Source organism: Geobacillus subterraneus, assembly GCF_001618685.1.
Lineage (GTDB): Bacteria > Bacillota > Bacilli > Bacillales > Anoxybacillaceae > Geobacillus > Geobacillus subterraneus.
On the sequence record NZ_CP014342.1, the window covers coordinates 480,339 to 504,708 of the forward strand.

At 55.6% G+C, this 24,370-nt stretch carries 22 protein-coding genes; 21 read left to right on the forward strand and 1 reads right to left on the reverse strand.

Annotated features, from left to right (window positions below; all coding sequences use genetic code 11):
* Positions 1-24: 24 nt before the first annotated feature.
* The 20 genes from tpx (at position 25) to GS3922_RS02410 (ending at position 21,698) form a co-directional block, all read left to right on the forward strand.
* The gene (tpx, locus tag GS3922_RS02310; protein WP_063165000.1) at positions 25-525 is read left to right on the forward strand and encodes a thiol peroxidase; all 501 of its coding nucleotides are present in this window, start codon (positions 25-27) and stop codon (positions 523-525) included.
* 120 nt (positions 526-645) lie between these two features.
* Positions 646-1,635 (forward strand): class I SAM-dependent methyltransferase, encoded by a 990-nt coding sequence (locus tag GS3922_RS02315; protein ID WP_063165001.1) that lies wholly within the window; start codon positions 646-648, stop codon positions 1,633-1,635.
* 286 nt (positions 1,636-1,921) lie between these two features.
* The gene (locus GS3922_RS02320; RefSeq protein WP_063167284.1) at positions 1,922-3,112 is read left to right on the forward strand and encodes an acetate kinase; all 1,191 of its coding nucleotides are present in this window, start codon (positions 1,922-1,924) and stop codon (positions 3,110-3,112) included.
* A gap of 366 nt (positions 3,113-3,478) precedes the next feature.
* Positions 3,479-3,991 (forward strand): hypothetical protein, encoded by a 513-nt coding sequence (locus GS3922_RS02325; protein ID WP_063165002.1) that lies wholly within the window; start codon positions 3,479-3,481, stop codon positions 3,989-3,991.
* Between the two features lie 136 nt (positions 3,992-4,127).
* A complete protein-coding gene (locus GS3922_RS02330; RefSeq protein WP_063165003.1) occupies positions 4,128-4,478 on the forward strand; it encodes an SCP2 sterol-binding domain-containing protein in 351 nt (116 codons plus the stop codon).
* A gap of 136 nt (positions 4,479-4,614) precedes the next feature.
* Positions 4,615-6,159, forward strand: coding sequence for a long-chain-fatty-acid--CoA ligase (locus GS3922_RS02335; protein ID WP_063165004.1), 1,545 nt, complete (start codon positions 4,615-4,617; stop codon positions 6,157-6,159).
* Positions 6,160-6,207: 48 nt separating this feature from the next.
* The gene (locus GS3922_RS02340) at positions 6,208-7,332 is read left to right on the forward strand and encodes an acyl-CoA dehydrogenase family protein (protein WP_063165005.1); all 1,125 of its coding nucleotides are present in this window, start codon (positions 6,208-6,210) and stop codon (positions 7,330-7,332) included.
* Positions 7,329-8,543 carry an acyl-CoA dehydrogenase family protein gene (locus tag GS3922_RS02345; protein ID WP_063165006.1) on the forward strand — a complete coding sequence of 405 codons (1,215 nt, stop codon included), beginning with the start codon at positions 7,329-7,331 and terminating at the stop codon, positions 8,541-8,543. Before GS3922_RS02340 ends, GS3922_RS02345 begins: the two co-directional genes overlap by 4 nt.
* Positions 8,544-8,640: 97 nt before the next feature.
* Complete coding sequence (locus GS3922_RS02350; RefSeq protein ID WP_063165007.1) at positions 8,641-9,432, forward strand: enoyl-CoA hydratase/isomerase family protein; 792 nt, start codon at positions 8,641-8,643, stop codon at positions 9,430-9,432.
* A 15-nt stretch (positions 9,433-9,447) separates the two neighbouring features.
* The gene (locus GS3922_RS02355; RefSeq protein WP_063165008.1) at positions 9,448-10,290 is read left to right on the forward strand and encodes an SDR family NAD(P)-dependent oxidoreductase; all 843 of its coding nucleotides are present in this window, start codon (positions 9,448-9,450) and stop codon (positions 10,288-10,290) included.
* Positions 10,291-10,506: 216 nt separating this feature from the next.
* Positions 10,507-11,649: a thiolase family protein gene (locus GS3922_RS02365; RefSeq protein ID WP_063165010.1), complete on the forward strand. Its 1,143-nt coding sequence runs from the start codon at positions 10,507-10,509 to the stop codon at positions 11,647-11,649.
* A gap of 25 nt (positions 11,650-11,674) precedes the next feature.
* Positions 11,675-13,420 (forward strand): ABC1 kinase family protein, encoded by a 1,746-nt coding sequence (locus GS3922_RS02370; protein WP_063165011.1) that lies wholly within the window; start codon positions 11,675-11,677, stop codon positions 13,418-13,420.
* 158 nt (positions 13,421-13,578) lie between these two features.
* A complete protein-coding gene (locus tag GS3922_RS02375; RefSeq protein WP_062898874.1) occupies positions 13,579-13,911 on the forward strand; it encodes a hypothetical protein in 333 nt (110 codons plus the stop codon).
* 27 nt (positions 13,912-13,938) lie between these two features.
* Entirely contained in the window at positions 13,939-15,045 is a 1,107-nt protein-coding gene (locus GS3922_RS02380) for a Zn-dependent alcohol dehydrogenase (protein WP_062898873.1), read from the forward strand.
* Positions 15,046-15,236: 191 nt separating this feature from the next.
* On the forward strand, positions 15,237-15,665 hold the full coding sequence (locus GS3922_RS02385; protein WP_062898872.1) for a hypothetical protein: 429 nt from the start codon (positions 15,237-15,239) through the stop codon (positions 15,663-15,665).
* A gap of 63 nt (positions 15,666-15,728) precedes the next feature.
* Positions 15,729-17,216 carry an aldehyde dehydrogenase family protein gene (locus tag GS3922_RS02390; RefSeq protein ID WP_063165012.1) on the forward strand — a complete coding sequence of 496 codons (1,488 nt, stop codon included), beginning with the start codon at positions 15,729-15,731 and terminating at the stop codon, positions 17,214-17,216.
* A gap of 131 nt (positions 17,217-17,347) precedes the next feature.
* Positions 17,348-18,286 carry a R2-like ligand-binding oxidase gene (locus GS3922_RS02395; RefSeq protein ID WP_257722325.1) on the forward strand — a complete coding sequence of 313 codons (939 nt, stop codon included), beginning with the start codon at positions 17,348-17,350 and terminating at the stop codon, positions 18,284-18,286.
* Between the two features lie 222 nt (positions 18,287-18,508).
* A complete protein-coding gene (locus tag GS3922_RS02400; RefSeq protein ID WP_062898869.1) occupies positions 18,509-19,114 on the forward strand; it encodes a DUF6230 family protein in 606 nt (201 codons plus the stop codon).
* Between the two features lie 280 nt (positions 19,115-19,394).
* Complete coding sequence (locus GS3922_RS02405) at positions 19,395-20,537, forward strand: DUF6114 domain-containing protein (protein WP_063167285.1); 1,143 nt, start codon at positions 19,395-19,397, stop codon at positions 20,535-20,537.
* A gap of 12 nt (positions 20,538-20,549) precedes the next feature.
* Entirely contained in the window at positions 20,550-21,698 is a 1,149-nt protein-coding gene (locus GS3922_RS02410) for a hypothetical protein (protein ID WP_063165013.1), read from the forward strand.
* A 170-nt stretch (positions 21,699-21,868) separates the two neighbouring features.
* Here the strand turns inward: GS3922_RS02410 and GS3922_RS02415 are convergent, their stop codons facing one another.
* Positions 21,869-23,350, reverse strand: coding sequence for a response regulator transcription factor (locus GS3922_RS02415; RefSeq protein ID WP_063165014.1), 1,482 nt, complete (start codon positions 23,348-23,350; stop codon positions 21,869-21,871).
* 475 nt (positions 23,351-23,825) lie between these two features.
* Between GS3922_RS02415 and GS3922_RS02420 the strand changes: the two genes are divergently transcribed.
* Positions 23,826-24,338, forward strand: a complete 513-nt coding sequence (locus GS3922_RS02420) for a MogA/MoaB family molybdenum cofactor biosynthesis protein (RefSeq protein WP_063165015.1) — start codon at positions 23,826-23,828, stop codon at positions 24,336-24,338.
* Positions 24,339-24,370: the final 32 nt, after the last annotated feature.

The window sequence follows — 24,370 nt, forward strand, 5'->3', positions numbered from 1 at the left end:
TTTTTCTTAAGGGGGAGAGAGCCCATGGCTAATGTGACGTTTAAAGGAAACCCGGTCACGCTCGTCGGCAACGAAGTGAACGTCGGCGACAAGGCGCCGGATTTTACGGTGCTTGACCAAAACTTGCAAGAAGTGACGCTTGCCGATACGAAAGGGCATGTCCGCTTAATCAGCGTCGTTCCGTCGCTGGACACCGGGGTTTGCGACGCGCAGACGCGCCGGTTTAACGAAGAAGCGGCGAAGCTCGACAATGTGAAAGTGCTGACCATCAGCGTCGATTTGCCGTTTGCGCAAAAACGGTGGTGCGGCGCTGCCGGCATCGAAAACGTCCAAGTGTTGTCCGACCATCGCGACGTTTCGTTCGGACAAGCGTACGGCGTCTTAATCAAAGAACTGCGCTTGCTCGCCCGCGCGGTCTTTGTCATCGACAGCAACGATACGGTGACGTACGTAGAATACGTGCCGGAAGTGACGAACCATCCGAACTACGAATCGGCGATTGAAGCGGCAAAAGCAGCGAAATAACGGAAAAAGGCCCCGATTTGTTCGGGGTCTTTTCTTTCCTGTCGGCGCGCTTCTTGCGGCACGGGGCGGATCGGCGTACAATAGCAGAAGGGACATGGGCAGAAAGGTGGGATATACGGAATGATGACGCCAGTTGAGCGGCTGTTCACTGTATTGGATGAAACAGCTCAGATTTTGCAGGAAGAATTGCAATGCACGTATTTAGAAGCGGTCGCGGAAACGGGGGAAAACTTGTTCCACGGCGATGTGCTGCAGGATGAAGTGAGCGAGCTAAACGCCAAACGGCTGAAAAAACAATATCGCGAACTTGTGCTCGACCGGTTTCAAAATGAAGAAATCCGCAAGGCGTTCCAGCTCGCTGCCTTAAAAGGGATGCGCCAGCATGTTCAGCCACACCATCAAATGACTCCGGATGCGGTCAGTTTATTTTTGGCGTATTTAGTGCGCCGGTTTACACGCCCGCATTTGGCGCTCACTATCCTTGACCCGGCCGTCGGCACGGCGAACTTATTGACGGCGGTGCTCAACGGACTGAGCGGCAAGCAGGCGAAAAGCTATGGCGTCGATGTCGATGACTTGCTCGTCAAACTCGCGTATGTCAACGCCAACTTGCAAAAACACGCGGTGCAGCTGTTTAACCAAGACAGCTTGCGCCCGCTTTTTGTCGAACCGGCTGATGTCGTCGTCTGCGATTTGCCGGTCGGTTATTACCCGGATGATGACAATGCGTCCCGGTTTGCTCTGAAAGCGGAAGAAGGGCGGTCGTACGCGCACCATTTGCTGATCGAGCAAAGCTTGCGGTATACAAAAGACGGCGGCTATTTGTTTTTCCTTATTCCCAATACGTTGTTTTCAAGCCCGCAAGCGCAACAGCTGAACACATTCTTAAAAGAGACGGCCATCGTCCAAGGCGTGCTGCAGCTGCCGCTGTCGATGTTTCAACACGAACAGGCGGCGAAAAGCGTGTTCATTTTGCAAAAGAAAGGGCCGATGGCAAAGCCGCCAAAAAACGTGCTGCTTGCCGAACTGCCGCGCTTTTCGAACAAGACGGCGATGCAGGCGATGATGGCGAAAATCGAAGCGTGGATCGCGAATGAAAAAGGAAGCTGAGCGGCAAAAGGCGGCCCCGTCTTCAACGGGGGCTAGGAGATGGCGGCAAGGAAGCATGCAGCGCGTGGATATCGTGATGAAAAGGGGGTCCGATCTTTTGGGGACTCCCTCGTTTGCATTTTTCACAACATAAAGACTTTTTCTTGCAACCGATTACTAAACGAGCAAGCGCTTGAAAGAACAATAAGGGGGGCATACAATGAAAAAGGCATAGTGAAACGGCCGCCCATCGCGCACACTAATGGTAGGCGCGATCGGATTTTGCAAAAAGGAGCTGTTTGGATATATGGCGAACGTGTTAGCCATTAACGCGGGTAGTTCATCATTGAAATTCCAATTGTTTGAGATGCCGGCGGAAACGGTGTTGACGAAAGGGGTCGTCGAGCGCATCGGCTTTGACGACGCGATTTTCACCATCGTTGTCAACGGGGAGAAGCAACAGGAAGTGACCGCCATCCCGAACCACGCCGTGGCGGTGAAAATGCTGTTGGATAAATTGATTCGCTACGGCATTATTCGATCGTTTGAGGAAATCGACGGCATCGGCCACCGCGTCGTTCACGGCGGCGAAAAGTTCAGCGACTCCGTGTTAATTACCGATGAAGTGATGAAACAAATCGAAAAAGTTTCCGAGCTCGCCCCGCTCCACAACCCGGCCAACCTTGTCGGCATCCGGGCGTTCCAAGAAGTGCTGCCAAACGTGCCGGCGGTGGCGGTGTTTGATACGGCGTTCCACCAAACGATGCCGGAACAGTCGTTTTTATACAGCTTGCCGTATGAGTATTACACGAAGTTTGGCATCCGCAAATACGGATTCCACGGCACGTCGCATAAATACGTCACCCAGCGCGCGGCCGAATTGCTCGGCCGGCCGATCGAACAGCTGCGCCTCATCTCGTGCCATTTAGGCAACGGCGCGAGCATCGCAGCGGTGGAAGCAGGAAAATCGATTGATACGTCGATGGGCTTTACCCCATTAGCCGGTGTAGCGATGGGGACGCGCTCCGGCAACATCGATCCGGCGCTCATCCCGTATATTATGGAAAAAACAGGGATGACGGCCGATGAAGTGATTGAAGTGTTAAACAAACGAAGCGGCATGCTCGGCTTGTCCGGCATTTCAAGCGACTTGCGCGACCTCGAAAAAGCGGCGGCGGAAGGAAATGAACGGGCCGAGCTGGCGCTTGAAGTGTTTGCGAGCCGGATCCATAAATATATCGGTTCATATGCGGCCCGCATGTGCGGCGTTGATGCCATCATTTTCACCGCCGGCATCGGCGAAAACAGCGATGTCGTGCGCGCCAAAGTATTGCGCGGCCTCGAATTCATGGGCGTCTACTGGGATCCGGTGTTGAACAAAGTGCGCGGCAAAGAAGCGTTCATCAGCTATCCGCACTCGCCGGTCAAAGTGCTCGTCATCCCGACGAACGAAGAGGTCATGATCGCCCGTGATGTGATGCGGTTGGCGAATTTGTAAAATCATTAGAAGGACGTTGAAAATAACCGGTTCGCTCGATTGGCGAGAACTCGAAGTGGATCAGGTTATAGTGTCGCAAGTCTTTTCAACTTGAGAAATGCTGCTGGGAGCACCAGTTTCCCTTAAATCACCATCCTTTTAGAATAACAAAGAATTTTCGCAGCCATTTTGGCCAAAACGGTTGTTCCAAACAAACGGGGCGGCCGTTTTTTTGTATGGCGCTTTGGTGCATTTCGTTCATGTTTCAACCCATATGAAGGGGGATGTCTTGTGTTTTTCGTCTCCCCGGCAATCGTCGGAATTGCCCGTGGCGTTGTTTCGTGCCAAAATGAGAGTGCATACCCGGTTTAAAGGGAGTGAACGGATATGGCTTTGTTTCGTGATGATGTTCATGTGTATCGGGTGATCGGCGAGTTCATGCAAATCCCATCGCGGCCGCGGACGATCGAAGAGCTGCGGCAATGGTGGGGCCATCATCCCGCCTATTATGAACAAGGGAACGAATTGGAGCAAATCAACCGCATCGGCGAGCAAATCCACCGTTCCCGCGCCGCGTTCGTTTTTTACTTGACCGATCCGGAGGCGGTCATCAGCATCGATGCGAGGCGGCCAAAGCCCGGCGCACATTACGAAGTGCTGTTCGGCCGGGGGCTTGATCAGCCTGATGTCGCCATTCAGACAGCGGGGGACGTCGCCCATCAATTTTGGGGCGGCAATGTCAGCGTTCCGTTGGCACTGATGACTGGAAAAATGAGGGCAAAAGGATCGAAAGCGAAGGCGCTCCAGCTGCTGCCGCGCATCGTGCCGGCGTTTCCGCTTTATCGGCGCTATTTGGAACTGATTGATGAGCGCGTGCTTCTCCATGTTTTAAAAGCGTAAAAACATCGGGGGAGCGCCGCGCAGGAGGAAAGAAAGTTCCGACGATTTTCGGGATAGGACGTGGAACGGAAAGACGATATAGTAAAAGTACAAAATAATATTTCAGATAGTTCTAAATTTTAAGGAGGTCATGAAGATGACGACGGTAAGAGACATTTTCCAACTGATCGATTCGCAATTGAGGGAAGATCCATCCCGCGCTGATGGGGTTGTCGCGGTGTACCAGTTTAACTTAAGTGGGTCTGATGCGGGGGTGTACCAAGTCGTCCTTCGCCCAGATGCCGGATTTGTCATTGAAGGAGAGCAAGAAACGTCCGATTGCACGCTCAGCATGGACAGCGAGGATTTTAAGAAAATGGTGGACGGCGAGCTCAACGGAACGGAAGCGTTTATGAGCGGGCGGCTTCGCATTGATGGGGATATGGGGCTGGCGCTGCGTCTTCAAGAAGTGCTGTCCGCCTATAACAGCGCCAATCAGAGCCAATAAGCACACCAAGAAAAACAACCAGCATGTTGTTCCGTGCATTGACAACAGCACCGACCGTCAGAAGGAAAGGAGACAAAATGCAGCGGGCTTGGCCTTTTTCGCAGGCCCACCCAATTTGGTTAAAGGAGACGAGGGCATGGATTTGCGCACGGTTTGGACAAAAAATATCGAGCAGTTCGGTCCTTACGCGGCGTTGATATTTGAAGGGAAAGAGTACACGAACGTCGAGTGCGACGCCCGTTCGTCCCAATTGGCTCACACGTTGATCGAGCTAGGGGTCAGGCCGGGCGACCGCGTTGTCGTGACGATGCCGAACAGCCCGGAAGTGGTGATCGCCTTCAGCGGCGTCGTGAAGGCCGGAGCGGTGGTTGTGCCGGTGTTGCCGCTGTTGCAGGCGCAGGAGATCCACTATATTTTCCGGGATTGTTCGCCGAAAGTTGTGCTTACAGCGGAAATGCTGCTCGGGAAAGTGAGGGAAGCGGCGCGCGATTTGCCGCGTTCGCCGTCCGTGTTGACGCTCGAGCCTTCCAACTCGCCTCACTCTTTGTGGACGAGGATGGAGCAGGCTCCTTCCACTCTGCCGGAGGTGGCGGTCGCTGACAACGATGCAGCCGCATTGCTTTATACATCAGGAACAACTGGCCAGCCGAAAGGGGTCGTATTGACGCATCGCAACTTGTACGCCAATGCCGAAGCGGCAGCCGAAATGGCCAAGCTGCTGCAAACGAAGAGCGATCGTGTCAGCCTCGGTGTTTTGCCGATTTCTCATGCGTTCGGTTTTACGATGATGAATGTGGCGCTGCTGCTTGGCGACCGTGTCGTTCTTCTGCCGCATTTCGAGCCGAAAAAAGTGCTTGAAGCCATCGAAGTGCACCGGGTGACGCACACCGCGATGGTGCCGGCCATGTTTCACGCCTTATGCCATGCTCCTGAGGCCGATCGGTATGACACCTCAAGCTTAGCGGCCTGCGTGTCCGGCTCTGCCTCGCTGCCGCCGGCGCTTGCCGAACGGTTTCAGCGCAAGTTTGGCTGCTTGATTTTGGAAGGCTACGGCCTGTCGGAAGCGGCGCCGATCGTTACAGCAACCGATCCGACGAAACCGATCAAGCCCGGATCGGTCGGACTGCCGTTGCCGAGCGTGAAAGTCGCCGTTGTCGATGAACAAGGCAATCCCCTGCCGCCCAATAAGGTTGGGGAGCTGATTGTTTCTGGGCCGAACGTTTTCCGCGGCTACTATGGAAAAGATGAGGAGACGCGTCGAGCGCTGCGCGGCGGCTGGCTGTACACCGGCGACATGGCGCGCATCGATGAAGACGGGTACGTGTTTATCGTCGACCGGAAAAAAGATGTCATCATCCGCGGCGGATTCAACATTTACCCGCGCGATCTCGAAGAACTGCTCATGTCGCATCCCGATGTGCTGGAGGCGGGCGTTGTCGGCGTTCCATCGCCGAGGATGGGAGAAGAAGTCGCCGCTTACGTCGTCATCCGCCGCGGGGCGAGCGTGACGGAAGAGGAACTCATTCGCTTTTGCCAAGAGAAAGTGGCTAAGTACAAAAGCCCGCGCTTTTTGAAGATCGTTGGTTATTTGCCGAAAAATCTGCTCGGAAAAACGGACAAGAAAAAGTTGCGCGAGTGGGCGAACGAGTTCGTTCCCGCCGTTGTGGATAGGAACGAATGAGCGGAACGCGCGCACCCATTCTGATTGGCATAAAAGGAGGGAGGAACGATGATCTCATTTCGGCCGACCGAAGAGGAGCAAGCGTTTTGTGAAGTGGCGAAAACGATCGCCGATGAAGAGCTGCGGCCGAGCGCCCACGATTGTGAACAGCATCGTTTTGTAAGCGCCTCCATCGTCAAACGCCTTCACGAATTGGGGTTTTTAGGACTGGAACTTCCAGAAAGCTGGGGAGGGCTTGAACTTCCGCTCATATCCCAAGCGCAAATTTGGCAAGTGCTCAGCTATGGAGATTTAGGTATTGTTCAAGGGCTTCCCGGACCAGGTGAAGTCGCCTCGCTCATGCGCCAGACGCCTGATCACCCCATTTGGCAGTCGTATCGGGAAGCAGGCCAAACGGGAATGTGGCCGACGGTGGCATTCATTGACGGTGAAGAAACGATCGATGTCCGCCGCGGCCGCGACGGCTATCGGCTCAACGGGACATCCGTGCCGGTTCGGCGCGCCGCCTTTGCCGATTGGGTGGTTGTGGCCGCCAAAGACGGCGGGGGGGAACCGGTGATTTTCGTCTTCGATGAGCGCACATGGGAGACGGTCGAGGGCGATTTCCGGCTCGGGCTGCTGGCGGCGGGGCTTGGGCGCATTCGCTTTTCCGAGGTGTTCGCGAGCACTGGCCGCATGCTTGCCCGCGGAGAGGAGGCATCCACCTTGCTTGGGCACGCCCGCGCCCGCCAGTGCGTGCTCGAAGCGGCGAAGGAAGTCGGGCTGATGGAGGCGGCGCTTAGTTACACCATCGAATACACTGCTGGCCGAAAGGCGTTCGGGCAGGAAATCGCCAAATTCCAAGGCGTATCGTTTACGGTTGCGGAAATGGCGTTTGAATGCCGCGGGGCGCGGAACATCGCCTGGGCCGCCGCCTGCCGCGTTGACGAGCAAGGAAGGACGGCGGAAGGCTTCGCCTGGCGGGCGCTCGCCCGCGCCCACCGGTCGGTGCGCTACGTCACCGATCAGGCTGTGCAAATGCTGGGCGGGCACGGATATGTGCAAGAATATCCGGCCGAAAAATGGATGCGCGACGCCCAAGCGCAAGTGCTGCTGTATGCGCGGGAAACGGACTGGTTCATCCGCCGCGGCGAACAGCTGCTGGACGAACGGAAAGAGAGGGTGGCGCCATGATTTCGTTTACCTTATCACCGCAGCAAAAACAGATCAAAGAACTCGTCCATTGGTTCGCCAAACATGAAGTGCGCCCGCTTGCCCTCGAGGCCGACCGGCTCGGACGGGTGCCGGAGGAGTGGCTGCAAAAAGTCAACAAAATGGGCATCCAGCTGAACACATCATCATTCGGCGGCGGACGATCGGCACCAGCAACGGAGCAGAAACCGGAAAAAAAAGAACGCGAAGGCAACCGCGTGGCGGTGATTGCCGCCGAGGAGCTCGCGTGGGGCTGCCCGGCCATTACCTTGTCCCTTCCCGGCCCCGGCCTTGGTGGGCCGCCGATTCAGTCAAGCGGCACTCCGGAACAGAAGCAGCGCTTTTTATCGATATTCACGAAAGACGAACCGCGCTGGGGGGCGTATGCGCTGACCGAGCCGGAGGCCGGTTCGGATGCGTCCGGCATTCGGACGACAGCGAGAAAAGTTGACGGCGGCTATGTGTTGAACGGGCAAAAAATTTTCATCACCAACGGCGCCCGCGCTTCATGGGTCGTCGTGTTCGCCACGGTGGATCCGAAGCTCGGCCGCGCCGGACACCGGGCGTTTGTCGTCGAAAAAGGGACGCCGGGATTTTCGGCGGCGCGCACCGTCCATAAAATGGGACTGCGCGCCAACGAGACAGCGGAGCTCGTGTTTGAAGACTGCTTCGTCCCGGCGGAAAATTTGCTCGGCGGAGAGGAGCTGTACAGCGCCGCGGCCCATCAACCATCCGGCTTTCAAGTGGCGATGAAGACGTTTGACAGCACGCGGCCGATCGTCGCCGCCATGGCGGTGGGCATCGCCCGCGCGGCGTACGAATATACGCTTGAGGTCGTCAAACGGGAATATCCGAAGCAAGGCCGTTTGTACTATGAAGCGGCTGAGCTGCTCGCCGAGGCGGAGCAAGAGATCGATGCGGCGCGTCTGCTCACGTGGGAAGCGGCGTGGAAAGGGGACATCGGTGAAGCGAACGCGATGGAAGCGGCGATTTGCAAGGCGGTGGCTGGCAAAATGGCGCTGCGCGTATGCGCGATGTGCCTTGAGCTGCTCGGCCCTGTCGGCCTTGATGGGCATTTGGTTGAGAAACTGTATCGCGACGTGAAAGTGTTCGATATTTTCGAAGGCACGCAGCAAATCCAGCGCCTCGTCACCGCCCGACGGTTGTATGCGCCATACGGCGTGCACGTCTAGAAGGGAGAGGCGGCGGCCCAAGCCTCTTCTGCTCGCGACGGAGAACGATGATCATTTGTGAAGTTGCTGGTTTGATCGAATGAAAGGGGGAATTCCGATGCCTTATGAAACGTTGCGCATCGAGCGGCGTGACAAAGGAGTCGCCTGGCTGATCATCGACAACCCGCCGGCGAACGCCATTAGCGAACGGCTGATGGAAGAGTTGGAGAAAGCGGCTGATGAGTTGGAAGCCGACAGCAAGGTGCGCGTAGTCGTCATCGCATCCGCCCATCCGAAAACGTTTCTTGCCGGCGCGGATTTAAAGGACATGATTCAGCGGGGAAGCCAGTTTGCCGGCAATGAGGCGGGCATTGCCGAACAGAGCGCCCGCATGCAGCGTTGCTTCGACCGCTTCGCGGCGATGCCAAAGCCGGTCATCGCGGCCATCAACGGCTATGCGCTCGGCGGCGGCTGCGAATTGGCGCTCGCTTGCGATTTCCGCCTCATGGGCGGGGGCAAAATCGGCCTCACAGAAGTTTCCCTCGGCCTCATTCCCGGCGCGGGCGGCACGCAGCGGCTGACGCGTCTTGTCGGACGGTCGAAAGCGACAGAGCTTATTTTTCTCGCCCGACGGCTCGACCCGCAAGAAGCGCTCGCTCTCGGCCTCGTTCATCGCGTCGCACCCCCAGAGCGGCTCGAAGAAGAAGCGGCAGCGTTTGCCGAGCAATTGTCAGAAGGCGCGGTGCGGGCGATGGGGCTCGCCAAGCGGGCCATCTATGCGGCCGAGGGGCTTCGGGAAGACGGATTTGGCATCGAAGCGGCGTCATTTGCGGCCACGTTTAAGACGGGAGAGCCGGCGATCGGGCTGGCTGCGTTTTTCCGAAAGAAACAACCGCAATTTTTACGGTAAACGGAGGGATTATCGATGTCATCATGGGCGGAACTGCTGAAAGGAAAAGTGGCGGTCGTCACCGGTGCTTCGCGGGGGCTGGGGCGCGCGGATGCGCTGGCGTTGGCGGAAGCGGGGGCTGATGTCGTCATTACCGATATTTTGCTTGAATCGGATGAGGAAAGCAGGCAAACGGCGCAAAAATACGGACCGCTCTCCCAAGTGATGCAAAGCACGAAAGTTGTGTATGCGGAAAAAACAGCGGAAGAAATCCGCGTCATGGGGCGGCGGGCAATGGCGCTCAAACTGGACGTCACCGACCGCGAACAAGTGAAGGAAGTGTTTGCCCGCGTCAAAGAGGAGTTCGGATCGATCGACATTTTGGTCAACAATGCCGGCACGCTCGACCACGTTTCGCAAATCGAAAAGCAAAATGATGCGTTTTGGGAGCGCGATTTGCGGGTGAACTTAACCGGCACGTACAACTGTACAAAAGCGGTTTGGCCGTACATGAAAGAGCAAGGATGGGGACGGATCATCAACATGTCGTCCGTCGCCGGCACGCTTGGCGGCTTCGGCCAGGCGAGCTATTCGGCGACAAAAGGAGCGGTGTTGAGCTTTACGAAAAGCATGGCGCTTGAAGGAGCGCGCTATGGCATTACAGTGAACGCCATCGTGCCGGGCATTATCAACACGGAAGCGTTCCGCATGGGCAACCCGAAAATGAACGAACGGATGATCCAGCGCACGGCGTTCCGCCGCCCGGGTGAGCCGGAAGACGTCGCCAACGCCATCGTCTTCCTTTGCTCGGATAAGGCGAAATACATTACGGGGATTGGATTGAATGTTTCCGGCGGCATTGAATTGTTTACGTTTTGAACCAAAAACGCGGGAACGGGGGCGCCGGCCTGACGGCAGCCAACTTTTTAGGCTGTCCGGAAGCTCCGTTTTCTAACCGCGTCGGAAACGTCCTTGGCCAAGACCGAGATCAGGTGGAGCATGGTGAGGGGATCCGAAGCGGCGGGGCTTCTGCAGCCCGCAGCGGCTCGCCATGAAGGGAGCAGATGGACTTTCATATAGAACAGGAGGAGCGGCATGAGGGAAGTTGTCATTGTCGATGCCGTGCGCACGGCGATCGGCAAGAAAAAAGGGGCGCTCGCAAACGTCCATCCGGTTGACTTGCTCGTCCCTGTGCTGCGGGCGCTTGTGGACCGAAACGGATTGGACGCCGGCTTGGTGGAAGACATCGTTGTCGGCTGCGTGACGATGACGGGGGAGCAAGGCGGCAATATTGGCCGCCAAGCGGCGCTGGCTGCCGGATTTCCGGTCGAAGTGCCGGCGTTTTCCTTAAACCGGATGTGTGGCTCGAGCCAACAGGCGATTCACAGCGCGGCGCAGGCGATTTTGGCCGGCGACATGGACATCGCCATCGCCGCCGGCGTGGAAAGCATGACCCGCGTGCCGATGGGAAGCGACATGGGACGGTTCAGCCGGCAGCTGACAAGTCGGTACAACATTGTGCCGCAAGGGATTTCCGCCGAGATGATCACGAAAAAATGGGGGTTGTCGCGGGAAGAGTTGGATGCGTTTTCACTCGAAAGCCACCAAAAAGCGGCCGCGGCGGCCGACGGCGGGATGTTTGCGCGGGAAATCATCCCGCTTGAAGTGCGAGGCGAAAACGGAACGATAACATTTGCCCGTGATGAAGGGATCCGCCGCGATACATCGAAGGAGAAGTTAGCGGCGCTTACGCCGTCATTTCAGCCGAAAGGCGGCGTCATTACGGCGGGCAACTCAAGCCAAGTGAGCGACGGAGCGGCCGGCGTGCTGCTCATGTCGTCGGATAAAGCCCGGCAGCTTGGCTTGCGGCCTAGGGCGCGCATCGTCGCCCGCACGGTTGTCGGCGAAGATCCGATTCTGATGCTCACGGGCGTCATCCCGGCCACGCGCCGCGTGCTCGAAAAAACGGGACTGCGCCTTGACCAAATCGATGTCATCGAAATCAATGAAGCGTTCGCTTCGGTCGTGAAGGCGTGGGAGCGGGAACTCGAGCCGGATATGGCGAAAGTCAATCCGCGCGGCGGGGCGATCGCCCTCGGCCACCCGCTCGGCGCGAGCGGCGCCCGGTTGATGACGACGCTGCTGCATGAACTCGAGGACATGGACGGGACATACGGACTGCAGGTGATGTGCATCGGCTTTGGCATGGCGACCGCCACGATCATCGAGCGGCTGTAAGCATAAGCAGAAAGGGGGAAGCGGGTTGCACGCATCACTTGAAACGGCCAAAACAACACCGACGCCCGACTTGGCGGCTATCGGCGCCGCCATTGAAGTCGAGCTGGCCGCCATCACGGCGGGAAGGCGGCGGAGAAAAATCATGGCGACGCTTGTCAAAAACGGGCTTGGCATGGTGTTTGGCGATGTCATTGCCCATAAACTGCGGGGGAAAGAAGGGGACAGTGATTCCTTGCGCCAGATCGGCCGCCGGCTGCGTTTGGCGTTTGAGGAGTTGGGACCGACGTTCATCAAGCTTGGACAGGTGCTCGTCACCAGGCAGGATTTGCTGCCGGAGCCGATCACGGTCGAGCTCGAACGGCTGCTTGATCGGGTGCCGCCGATCGAGTTTGCGAAAATCCAGTACATTCTTGACCGGGAGCTGTCAGACGGTCTTGAGACGTTTGAATGGATCGAAGAAACGCCGCTCGGCTCGGCATCGCTCGCTCAAGTGTACAAAGCGAAACTCAAAGACGGACCGGTTGTCGCGGTCAAAGTCGTGCGCCCGACAGTCGAAAAACTGTTTCAAACCGACATCGCCATTATCAAAAAAATGGCTGCCCGCCTGCAGAAGCGGCTGCCGCCTGAGTTGCAGGCCGCCCTTGACCTCGGGGGACTCGTGCAAGATTACTACAGCAGCGCCATGGATGAGCTCGACATGACGGGAGAAGCAAGAAAAATGCAAGAAATGAAGCAAAAGTACGAAAGGAGGACCGAACATGTCACAGTTCCACACGTGTACGAAGCGACGAAAAGCGTCTTGATCATGGAATACATTGACGGCTGGCTCATTAAAGACTTTCCTGTCGATTTTCTTACTTTCGAAGAGCGGGTCAACATCATGATCGATCTGGTTCATCATTACGTGCAAACGATGCTCGACGGCCATTATCATGCGGATGCCCACGGTTCCAACATCATGATCGACAAACGGACGAAAAAGGCGGTCATCATCGACTGGGGAATGACCGGGCGGATGGATAGCTTGATGGCACAAATTTTGATGCGCGTCATTTTGCACATCCAGCTCAACCAAGCGGAAGACGCTGCCGAAGTGTTTATGGAGCTCCTGACGCCGACCATTTACACCGATGTTGTCAAATTGAAGGATGAGCTACGGACGCTGACGTTAAACTATGTATCCGCCCACCAGGGAAGCAGCCGCTACAATTACGGCCGCCTTGTCCTTGAAGCGACGGCGATCGGGTTTCGCAACTACTGCAAAGTCCCGAATGGCTTGGCGCTTTGGGCGAAAGGATTTTCCGCCACCGAGGGAACGGCGCGCTGGATTTGTCCGGAAATTTCGTACGGCGAAGTCGTCGAGGCGTATGAAATCCCGATTTTGAAGAGCATTCTCGGAAAGCGCTTTAATTTCCGCGCCAACGCCAGCTTTGTCGCCGAAACGGCGGAAATGATCGCCACCTTCCCGCGCCGGTTCAACAAAGTGCTCGAGACGATGGCGGAAAACAAATGGCGCATGACCGTGCAGCTGCAAACCGACCCGGTGACGCGCAATACGCTCAATCAAATCGCCAACCGGCTGGCGCTTTCCCTCATCGCGTTTGCCATCATCGTCGCCACTGGGTTTGTCATTGCCAGCATTCCGAGCGGGACGTTTTTAGGAATGGACAAAACGACGGTCGCCAACATCGGGTTGGCCGCCTCTTTCCTCTTGGTCGTGTTTCTTTGCTGGAGGCTGTTCCGCACGCGCAAGCAGCGACCATGGTTTTAACGAGAGCGTCGCGGAAATGGGAGAGACACTCCGCACGAGATCCGATTGGGCATGAGGAGACGATCAGAGCGGGATTCGCCCTCGGCAAACGTTCGTCAAAGGGAAAAAGCGCGTCAAGGGCGACGGGAAAGACGAGAAGTGGGGAGGGAGGAGAAAGCATGCATGACGATGAACAAGAACAACTGACGATGTCCAAACGAATCGAAGCGTTTTATCGGCAAAGCGGCGGACCGGGAAACCCGACGATCCGTCGGCTGTTGGAGAGGCATTTGTTGTATGGAAAAGACCATGGCATTCCCGGAAAACGGGAAGAATTTACGGACGCGTTTCGTGAAGTGTTTTTGCAGGATCATTCCACCCGCTCGCTCGTTCTCGGGCTGTTCAAGCTGAAAGCCGCCTTCCAGGACGAATGGAACGCCTACCTCGATGCGCTGCGAGGTCAAGGCGCCGTCCGTGAAGAGGAAGCGGATATGGCGGGCAAGCGGGCGTAATATGGGGATGGAAAAGGAGGAAACGACATGACGAAAGCTGCGGTATTGCACCGTTATGGGGAGCCGCTGACAATCGAAGAAGTGGAGGTGGCGAGCCCCAAGCGCGGGGAAGTCAAGGTGAAACTGAAAGCGGCCGGCCTTTGCCATAGCGATTGGCACGTCGTCGAAGGCAAGCTCCCTCTGCCGCTGCCGATCGTGCTTGGCCACGAAGGAGCGGGCGTTGTCGAGGAAGTCGGAGAAGGCGTGACAAATGTCAAGCAAGGCGACCATGTGGTGCTCAATTGGGTGCCATCGTGCGGCCGGTGTCCTTATTGCCGCCTTGGCCGGCCTGATTTATGCGAAACAGCGGCCCAGCTGACGGCGACCGGCACGCTGCCGGACGGGACGACGCGCTTTTCCCTCGGCGGAAAGCCAGTCTATCAATTTCTCACCGCCGGGGCGTTCAGTGAGCGCACGATCGTGCCGGAGCAGGCGGTCATCCCGATCCGTCGGGATGTGCCGTTTGAACTGGCGGCCTTGATCGGCTGCAGCGTCATGACTGGGGTGGGGGCGGTCATTCATACGGCCCGCGTTCGCCCGGGCAGCACAGTTGCAGTCATTGGCGCCGGCGGCGTCGGCTTCAACATCATCCAAGGAGCGGCGCTGGCTGGGGCTAAACAAATTATCGCCGTCGACATTGTCGAGGAAAAATTGGCGATGACGAAAACGTTCGGGGCGACGCATACAGTCAACGCCCGCGAGGAAGATGCCGTCAGCGCCGTGCTCGACTTGACTGACGGCCTCGGCGTCGACTACGCGTTTGAAGCGATCGGCCGCCCGGAAACGATGGCGGACGCGTACAACATGACGAGAAAGGCGGGAACGACAGTCATCGTCGGCATCGCCGCGCCGCATGAAACGGTGGAGATCAACGCCTTTTCGCTGCCATCCCAATCGAAAACGTTGACTGGTTCTTGGCTCGGCCAAGGTAATCCCCCGGTCGACTATCCGAAGCTGCTCGACTTGTACGCGGCGGGCAAGTTGAAGCTTGAACCGCTCATCAGCGCTGTCTATGCGCTCGAACAAATTAACGACGGGTTCGCCGCCTTAAAGAGCGGGCAAAACATCCGCGGCCTGATCCGCTTTGATGAATAAAAGCGCACCAAAAAAGAGCGGCAATGCCTCACGGCGGTCTTCAGCCGAAGGGCTCTGGAATGATCCGTCCCTGCCAGAAGCGGGATTCCGTAAGGCGGCCGTTCATTGGGCGACATCACCAACTTAGAAGGAATTAGGGATGGGGACAGCGCCTTTACGCGACATCACCAACTTAGAAAGGGGAAAACGATATGCCGATGTTTCAAAGTGAGCAAGAGCTGTATGACGTTCTCGGTCGCTTTTTTGAAAAAGTGGCGGAGACGGAAGAATCGAAACAATTGATCGCTGGAATGGAGTTGGGAGCTGGCTATGACGCGTTTGTCCAGTACGTGTTCCATAAGCCGGAAGCGAAAATTACGTGGACGCAAGAAAACGGGAGGCTGAAAATCGTCTGCGGCGAGACGGACTTGCGGCCGGAGCTCATTTTTGAGCAGACGGCGGATGTCGGGCATAAGTTTTGGCTTGGGAAGCTCGACTTGCAGCAGGCGCTCGCCCGCCAGCAAATCAAAGTGCAAGGCCCGCTCGTGAACGCGTTGAAAGTGCTGCCGCAGCTTGACGCCATCTACCCGGCGTACCGCGAATATTTGCAGGAAATCGGACGAAGCGATTTATTGCCGTAGCGGCCTGTTGATTCAGCGCCCGATCGATCGGGAGCGTGGAGCGATGAAAAGGAGGAGATGACAATGATTTCCGCTCAAACGACAGAAGCGGATTTATGGATTGATGGAGAATGGCGGCCGTCCTCAAGTGGCGAACGGTTTGACGTCATCGATCCAGCGACGGGCGAAGTGACGGCACGCGTCGCCAACGCTGGGGAAGACGATGTTGACGCGGCGGTTGCTGTCGCACAAGAGGCGTTTTTGGATCAGCGCTGGCTGGCGATTCCGCCGCTCGAGCGCGGGCGCATCTTGCGCCGCATTGCTGAGCTGATCCGCCAGCATCACGATGAGCTGGCCCGGCTGATGACAAGGGAAAACGGCATGCCGATCAACATGGCGCGGTTTATCGAAATTCCGCTCGCCGCCGATTGTTTCGACTTTTTCGCCTCGCTTGTCGTCAAGCCGCAAGGAGAGGTGCTGCCGTTTTCCGTTGCCGGCGCGGCGCCCGATTATATGGCGTGGACGATGAAAGAGCCGATCGGGGTGGCGGGACTGATTACGCCATGGAACTTCCCGCTTTTGATGCCGGCATGGAAAATCGCCCCGGCGCTGGCGGCGGGCTGTACGATGGTGCTAAAACCGGCGCCGGAAACGCCGCTAACGGCGCTCAAACTTGCCGAACTTTGCCAGGAAGCCGGCGTGCCGGACGGCGTCGTCAACGTTCTGCCGGGGCGGGATGAAGCGGGCAAAGCGCTCGTCCGCCATCCGAGCGTGCCGAAGATCGCGTTTACCGGCGAGACGGCAACGGGGCGCCATATCTTGCAGGCGGCCGCCCCCCACATTAAGCGGGTGACGCTCGAGCTCGGCGGCAAGTCGCCGAACATCATCTTTGCTGATGCGGATCTCGAGCAGGCGGCAAAAAGCGCGCTGTTTGGCGTGTTCTACAACTCCGGGCAAGTATGCCAGGCCGGGAGCCGCATTTTAGTCGAACGGCCGGTGTACGAAACATTCGTTCAGCTGTTGGCCGACCGGGCCAACACATTGCGAATGGGCCCCGGGATGAACGCGCGCACTGACATTGGTCCGGTCGTCAGCCGCGAGCAGTACGACAAAGTGCTGCACTACATCGATATCGGCCGGCAGGAGGGAGCGAAACTGGTGGCTGGGGGGAGCGCGCGGCCGGAGCTCGGCGGCTACTTTATCGAGCCGACGATCTTTGCCGATGTCAAGCCATCGATGCGCATCGCCCGTGAAGAAATTTTCGGCCCGGTGGCGGCGGTTATTCCGTTCGAGGATGAAGAAGAAGCCGCTTCCATTGCCAATGATACGATGTATGGCTTGGCAGCAGCGGTGTGGACGAACGACATCAAGCGGGCGCTCCGCTTAGCGCGCCGGGTGAAAAGCGGAACGGTATGGATCAACACGTATCAAGTGCTGTCGCCGACCGCCCCGTTTGGCGGCTATAAGCAGAGCGGCCTCGGCCGCGAGCTCGGGATGCAGGCGCTTGAACCGTATTTGGAGACGAAAACCGTCATTTGCGACGTAAACGACCGGCCGATGACTTTGTTTTAAGAGAGGGGTTTAAAAGACCGGTGACAACCAGCCGGTTCGCTCGGTTTGCGAGAAGCCGAAAGGGAGCGCGTGATGGTGCTGCAAAATGTTTCCGCTTGAGAAACGCGGTTGAGAGCACCTTTTTCCCTTACATCACTAGCCTTCAAAGGAGGAGAAAAGCGATGACTCGCCATGATGGATTTCAAACGGTGAAAGGAACGATCGATTGGGAGCATCCGATGTACAAATTGTATGAAAAGGCGAAGCGCAACGGGAAATGGAATCCGGCCGACATCGATTTCAGCCAAGACAAAGAAGATTTCGCCCGTTTGACAAGCGAAGAAAAGATCGTGGCGCTGCCGCTCGTCGCCGGCTTTTCCGCCGGAGAAGAGGCGGTGACGCTCGATATTTTGCCGATGACGAACGCCCTCGCGCGCCAAGGGCGGCTCGAGGATGTCCTGTTTTTAACGACGTTTATGCACGACGAAGCGAAACATGTCGAGATGTTTTCCCGCTGGCAGCAAGCCGTTGGCATTGGACAAATGGACTTGTCCGTCTTCCATAACGACCATTACAAACGAATCTTTTACGAAGCGCTGCCGGAAGCGATGGATCGATTGTATACCGACGACTCGCCGCAAGCGATCATCCGCGCCGCCACGGTGTACAACATGATTGTCGAAGGAACACTTGCCGAATCGGGGTATTATACATTCCGGCAAATTCACAAAAAAGCTGGGCTGTTCCCAGGGCTGCTGCAAGGCATCGATTATTTGAACATGGACGAGGGCCGCCATATTCAGTTTGGTCTGTACACGATCCAGCGGCTTGTCAACGAAGACGAGCGGTATTACGATTTGTTCATCCAATATATGGATGAATTATGGCCTCATGTTGTCGGCTATGTCGCCTATTTGACCGAGCTCGGACAGCGCCAGCAGCAGCTCGCCCGCACATCTACGTTAGAAATCGATTATGAGATGCTGAACAACTATGTTATCAAGCAGTTCAACATCCGCAAAAAACAAATCAGCCGCACGAAGCGGTATGACAGCGTCGAGGAACTGGAAAAAACATCTGCCGAGTCCTAGAGCAGACGGGCGGGTTTCGCCCGCCCGCCTGCGTCTGGCAGAAGAAAAAATCGGTTTCGCCAGCATCCTTCTGGAGGGAACCGGAAAGCAGCAGGAGAGAAAGGGATTCGTGCCCGATGTCTGTGGCAACTGTCGGTTTCGTGGGAAACAAGGTATTTATTTTGGGGGGAATAGGGATGAAGAAAGAATCATCGGATGGGAGAAAAACAGGGGGTATGAAAAATGGGGAACTTGTTTGCGGTCAATCCAAAACGATTTGCGATTGCGGGCGGAACGGGATTTCTCGCAGTCATCGCCCTAGTTGCTATGTTGCTTCTGTCAGGGACGGCGTTTGCCGCGTTTCCGCTGTCAGGCGTCGGCGGATTTACGATCAGCGCAGATAAAATTACGGGCACCGGATTTAAACTGTATCCTGCCATCGGTGAAACGGAACAAACAGGGGCCTGGGGACAGGCAGCCATCGACTTGGCGTCGGCGAACATCACGAATTTGGTGCTGGCGAAAAACATTAACACTGAATCGGCTCTCGGCGCTTATGGTATTAAAAGCATCGATGTCGTCGTCACCGGCGGCAATGTAAGTGGGCAAAATTTGAGACTGCGCGTCACCGGCATTCAAACGGACAGCACGTCATTTGCCGGCTTGGAGGTGCAAGAGCATAAAACCGACAACCCACTCAATGTCATAGACATGAGCGCGCCGAACTTGACGCTTGACAAACCGAGCTTGAATACGCATTACCTGTCGGCGGGCTCGATCACCATTCCGAACATGAAGGTGAAATTGATTGCCAACATGAAAGATGGAAGCCGGATCGGCGACTTTTAATCCGTTCTGATCATCATTTGGATGCGAGCTGTTCATGCCCTATTCCTCCCAAAATAAATGAGAAGTTCTATTTGTCATCTTGTTTCCTGTGTCATCACGTATTCATGCACAAGGCTTGTGCGCCGCTTCTTTTCATACAGGAAGGTTTTCTTCTCATCATCGCTTTTGGCAAATGAAGGGATGGTAAAGCAAGGGGGAGCCAAGAGACGAACTGCGGCGTGTTCATGCTGTTGCTCGGCCAAAAAGGAACTGAAAACAGTTAAGGAGGCAAGATGAGATGATGAGGAAAATAGTTGAAATGGGACAAATGACGGCCATCGGTGCGCTGACGGGCGCGTTTATCAGTGGAATCGTCGTTCGCGGTGGAGTGAACGGAGCGCTGTGGGGGGGACTGTTGTTGGCGGTCGTTCTCTCCTTGCTTGTCTGGTTCTTTTCTAACCGTCCAACGGCGATGGTCCGCATGAAATACGGAGCGGCTGCTTTTTTGCCGGGGATGCTTGTTGGTGGCAGCCAATGGGTGTCGCTTGGGGCTGTCGGCGCTGTGGTGGGAGGGATAGCAAGCAGCGTGCTGGCTGCTTTTTTGGCACATGACATCATCGAGAAGCAGGAAGAACAAGGACGATACATTCGCACACGGTTTCATTATATTTGGTTGTTTTTTGGAGGATCCGTTGCGACGTTTTGTGCTTTGAACGCCTTTTTTGCCGTTGAGCAGGCGGTGCCGTGGCAAACATGGGTGCGCTCCATTCCTATGGTGGTTCAGACATCGGTCGTTCTGGCTGTCGTGCTGCTTGGGTCTGTCATTTGCGTCGGTTGGAAAAAGAGAAACGCTGAAACTTGGCAGCAAGCGTGGACGTCTGCCCGCCGCCCGAGAGGAGTGCTAGTGGTTGGTGGAATGGTGGCCATCATCGCCGCTTCGCTTTTCCATTACGGCTTTTTGTCTGTCCATACCGCCGCCCGCTTCGTCGGTCCTCTGTTGTCGTATGCCTTCGGTTGGATGTTGCCGTGTGCTGTCGGGTATTTGCTTGCCGCCAACCGCCGTCGCCCTGTTTTAGGATCGGTGCTGGCGATGATTGGTGCGGTGTTTGTCTTGATTGTAGGTATCAGTGTGTTTCCAATGTTGTTGCTTCCTGGAAGTGGACTGATGTGGGCTGGGCTGGTAACGGGGTTGGTGATGATCGTTTTGGCCATTTTAAGCATCATCAAGCCGCAAAGCCATGTGGTACTCGGCAGTTTTCTCATTCTTGCTTCCATTCTTTCGTTTGTCGGTGCAGCCGGCGGCCTGATCATCGGGGGCATCATCGGTCTTTTGGGCGGTGCGCTGGTGGCGGGATGGAACGGACGGCAAGCGGGGGAGACGGACAGCGACTATCCTCCTCCCGCTTCACCTCTTCCCAACCGCTCATCAACGATGACGGGATGAAGGAGGAGACAAATGAAATCAAGCAAATGGTTGAAAACAGCGCTTCTCGCTTTGACGCTTCTTCTCTGCCTGCCGCTTGGCGGGGCGCGTTCGCTTGCCGCCGGGGAAGAACAAGGCTTTGTCATTCATGCCGATAAAGTGGTCGGCATCTTGGACTTAGGTGGGATTGTCCTTGGTTCGCCGAAAGTGATCGTCGGCAAGCTTCCAATTGCTTTCATCCAAGCCGACATCAGCGGATTGTCCATGGAGAGGGCCATCGACACGCCGCAAGGAACGATCATGTTGTCGATTCGATCGGAAGGAACGGCGCGAGCCACTTGGATGAAGCTGGATGTAACGAAATTAAAGTTTGGGGGCCTTTGCTTCGATGGTTTCCCGATTAAACAATGCTTGAAAGACGTCACGTTGGTGGCGACGAAAATGACGGCCTCGCGCCTCGCCATTCCCGATATGTCGCTGTCAGCCTCATTTTCCGGCGCATCAATGATGCAAGCAGAGCGAAGCGCGCTCGAACAAACGGATCTCGCCCAAGAAGTCGAACGGCTCATTTGGCAGCTTGATGAGCAAAAGCAAGGCAGCAACAGCGCTGCCCGCATGGTGAAGACGCTGCAAACTGATATCCCGACGCTTGAGAAGCACGTCAAGTCCAGGATGGACGAATGGACGGCGATGGAAGAAAAGCAAACCGCTGTTTCAGCTTCCCTCGAACCGCTTGAACAGGCCATGACGGGAGAACAGATAGCCGGAAGCGAAGAGCGGACGCAATATGAAGCGGTGGTGATGCGCTTTCAAGAGTGGAAACAAATGCTGGAGCGGCAAAGCGTCGCCCTTAGTGAAGACGTAGTAAAATGGAATGAACAAGATGCTTTATGGGAAAAAGCCGCTTCATACGCCGCAAAGAGCTTGAAGCTTGGAGAACAATCGAACGCGATGAGCATTCTTTCCGATTTGCGCTCATCGCTCGATGGCATCAAACAGCAGCTCGACAAGCAGAAAGAGGCCAAAGCCGTTTGGAGCCAAACGGTGAACGAGTTCGAGAAGCGGCTGGATGCGGTCGAGGAATGGTTGAAACGGAAACCGGCTGCCGGAGAGAAGAGCACAGCTGGGCGTTCCGACTTACCGCTTTCTTCGCCTAGAACAGACGGTGAAGCCACTCCATAGAGGAATAGAAGGGGGTGTCCCAGAAGGAGCGGGACACCCTGTTTCATCTTATATGCAATGTCTGCTTGTATCTACAGTGGGGATTGTGTCTGTCTTGAAGACAAACGGACCCTAACGCGAAGCGATGCCGTCGGGAAGCTCGGGCACGCGACCGAGGCACCGCCGCTGCCTTAAATGATCCCGTCGCGAATGGCCTTGACGATGGCTTCCGTCCGGTTTTTGGCGTTCATTTTTTGCAAAATCGCCGACACATAGTCGCGCACCGTATACTCGCTCAAATGGAGCCGTTTCGCGGTCTCATAGGTTGACGCACCTTCGGCGACGAGCTTCAGCACCTCGATTTCCCGTGGCGACAGGTGAGGCGTCGATGGAACGAGCTCCGGACGGCCGCCGCTGCACTTGGCCAAAATCTCCCCCGCACTTTGTCCGAATTTCATCATCGCCGTGTAGAGGTCATTGGGCAATTGAAAGGCTGTCTTCGGGCCACAATCCAAAATGGCGACGCCGATGAGCCGGTTTTCCGACGGTGCATAAATCGGGGCAATGACGATTGATTCAAGTTGAAACTGCTTGACGTATTTCATCGGCAATGCTTGCTCCGCATGGCGGATGTAAATCGGTGGTACGTTTGTCATTTGGTGAATGTATCGCTTAATGAAAGGAAGATTGTCAATATGTTCATGAATGCTTTTGATTTCATGATTATCAAGCTGATAGCCGTACAGTCCAAATCCGCTTTTATGAGTGCTGGAATAGGCGAACAGCGCACATCGTTCGAATGGCAGGTAGGCGACAAATCCAGTTGAAATGTATTCAATTGCCTGATAGAGCGATTTGGCTCGCATGATCCATTGATCAAACAACAAGACTGCGTCTTTCCAAAGATGCTGCTCTTTCGTGCGGATGAAAGTCTTCTGAGCGGCATGAAACTGTTCAAGAGCGTGAAGAAGAAACGGGATGGCGAACCGATCTTCCCCTTCGGTACAAACGAGCAAAAGATCGTCCCCCCATGGGAGCGGGATCAATCGCGTTCTGCTGGTATCCATGCGGGAAAGAATGCGTTCACATAAAGCGAAAATCGTCTCTCCGTACACCGCGCTGTCGATAAGCGCATCAGCCGCGTTCCCATACCATTTGGCGACGATGAATAATCCATTGGCTGTTCTTACCAATTGGGCGATCCATGCGATCGGCAACTGCTTGGATGAAACGATTTGCTCAAGAAACTGCTCCAAATCGAATTCCGTGCAATCAGAAGTATTAACGGACTCATGAAGCTTCAAAAAAACGTACTGAATGGCTTGATGGACACGGAAATCCATAACACCGTCCGACTGAATGGCTTCGTGGACCGCGTTTTCCATCATCGATAAAATGGCGGTCGATTGGTTGGACGACAGTTCTCCATTTCGTTTTTCCCATTCGCGGCGAAACGACGCCAGCCATTCGGCGATATCATTCATCGGATGGATCCATCGCGAAGAGAACGCGTCAATGGCAAGCCGCAAAGGCTGGGCGGCGGCGTGCTGTTTGTCCTCCAGTTCACCATATTTGTATAACCAAGCAGAAAGAATGCTGTCGCGGTGATGTTCGATCACATTCCACCCTTCTTTCAAAATGGCGTCCAATCGGCTTGAGAGGCGCAAGTTCATTCGTTTTCCCTCCTTATGTTTCTTATATGTCTTGCTTTGTTTTTTGTTTGAAAGATGAAATCGCTTTTTTCTGTCCATCAATCGTTCCGCACAAAACAGGGCATGTTGGTCGAGTTTGTCTATATGGCTGGTGAAAAACTAGTTTTTGCTTAAACCGGCGATATTTGATCAGAAAGGAGAACAGATCTGACAAGGCTTCTTTAACTGAAAAAGAGTTGGGATGAGCCGCCTTTTTCATTAAATCACCGGCCTTCTATGTCGGGAGAGAAAACCGAGTTCAAACATTTTGACAACAAGAAAAACCGGCTGTGGAGTTCCCTTTTATTTATCAAGGTAATTTATGTTAATAATATTATAACATTATTTATAGTTAATAATATTATAACAATTCAGTCTATTATGATACAAATGATTTGCGAACCGTATTCTAGTTGTGTACGATAGAGGCAAAGAAAAGAAAGGGGCTCGTGAACGGATGAGCACGACCGAACATAAGCAAGAAGCGCTCAAAACCGTCCGCTGCAAAGTCATCACTATCAGCGACACGAGAACGGAGGAAACCGACCGGAGCGGCCGGCTGATGATCGAGCTGCTCACGGAAGCCGGGCATGAGGTCGTCAGCTATGAGGTCGTCAAAGACGAAGCGGACGCCATTCGCGAGGCGGTGCTGGACGGCTGCCGCCGCGCCGATGTTGATGCGGTGCTCACCAACGGCGGCACCGGCATCGCCAAGCGCGACGTGACGATCGAAACGGTGAAAGCGCTGCTTGAGAAAGAACTCGTCGGCTTTGGCGAGCTGTTCCGCTTCCTAAGCTACACCGAAGACATCGGCCCGGCCGCCATGCTGTCGCGCGCCGTCGCCGGCGTGGCGATGGACACCGCCGTCTTTTGCACTCCCGGCTCCACCGGCGCTGTGCGCCTCGCGATGACGAAGCTCATCTTGTCGGAGCTCGGGCATGTCATAAGAGAGATTCGGAAAGACCGGTAAAGAAAAACGTGTCCGTTCGGTAAGAACGGACA

Bases quoted from the DNA above. Each gene is read 5' to 3' on its own strand.
- GS3922_RS02420 (WP_063165015.1), top strand. From the start codon at position 23,826: ATGAGCACGACCGAACATAAGCAAGAAGCGCTCAAAACCGTCCGCTGC.
- GS3922_RS02355 (WP_063165008.1), top strand. From the start codon at position 9,448: ATGTCATCATGGGCGGAACTGCTGAAAGGAAAAGTGGCGGTCGTCACC.
- GS3922_RS02380 (WP_062898873.1), top strand. From the start codon at position 13,939: ATGACGAAAGCTGCGGTATTGCACCGTTATGGGGAGCCGCTGACAATC.
- GS3922_RS02410 (WP_063165013.1), top strand. From the start codon at position 20,550: ATGAAATCAAGCAAATGGTTGAAAACAGCGCTTCTCGCTTTGACGCTT.
- GS3922_RS02365 (WP_063165010.1), top strand. From the start codon at position 10,507: ATGAGGGAAGTTGTCATTGTCGATGCCGTGCGCACGGCGATCGGCAAG.
- GS3922_RS02415 (WP_063165014.1), bottom strand. From the start codon at position 23,350: ATGAACTTGCGCCTCTCAAGCCGATTGGACGCCATTTTGAAAGAAGGG.
- tpx (WP_063165000.1), top strand. From the start codon at position 25: ATGGCTAATGTGACGTTTAAAGGAAACCCGGTCACGCTCGTCGGCAAC.
- GS3922_RS02315 (WP_063165001.1), top strand. From the start codon at position 646: ATGATGACGCCAGTTGAGCGGCTGTTCACTGTATTGGATGAAACAGCT.
- GS3922_RS02345 (WP_063165006.1), top strand. From the start codon at position 7,329: ATGATTTCGTTTACCTTATCACCGCAGCAAAAACAGATCAAAGAACTC.
- GS3922_RS02320 (WP_063167284.1), top strand. From the start codon at position 1,922: ATGGCGAACGTGTTAGCCATTAACGCGGGTAGTTCATCATTGAAATTC.
- GS3922_RS02390 (WP_063165012.1), top strand. From the start codon at position 15,729: ATGATTTCCGCTCAAACGACAGAAGCGGATTTATGGATTGATGGAGAA.
- GS3922_RS02335 (WP_063165004.1), top strand. From the start codon at position 4,615: ATGGATTTGCGCACGGTTTGGACAAAAAATATCGAGCAGTTCGGTCCT.
- GS3922_RS02340 (WP_063165005.1), top strand. From the start codon at position 6,208: ATGATCTCATTTCGGCCGACCGAAGAGGAGCAAGCGTTTTGTGAAGTG.
- GS3922_RS02405 (WP_063167285.1), top strand. From the start codon at position 19,395: ATGAGGAAAATAGTTGAAATGGGACAAATGACGGCCATCGGTGCGCTG.
- GS3922_RS02350 (WP_063165007.1), top strand. From the start codon at position 8,641: ATGCCTTATGAAACGTTGCGCATCGAGCGGCGTGACAAAGGAGTCGCC.
- GS3922_RS02375 (WP_062898874.1), top strand. From the start codon at position 13,579: ATGCATGACGATGAACAAGAACAACTGACGATGTCCAAACGAATCGAA.
- GS3922_RS02400 (WP_062898869.1), top strand. From the start codon at position 18,509: ATGGGGAACTTGTTTGCGGTCAATCCAAAACGATTTGCGATTGCGGGC.
- GS3922_RS02385 (WP_062898872.1), top strand. From the start codon at position 15,237: ATGCCGATGTTTCAAAGTGAGCAAGAGCTGTATGACGTTCTCGGTCGC.
- GS3922_RS02325 (WP_063165002.1), top strand. From the start codon at position 3,479: ATGGCTTTGTTTCGTGATGATGTTCATGTGTATCGGGTGATCGGCGAG.
- GS3922_RS02330 (WP_063165003.1), top strand. From the start codon at position 4,128: ATGACGACGGTAAGAGACATTTTCCAACTGATCGATTCGCAATTGAGG.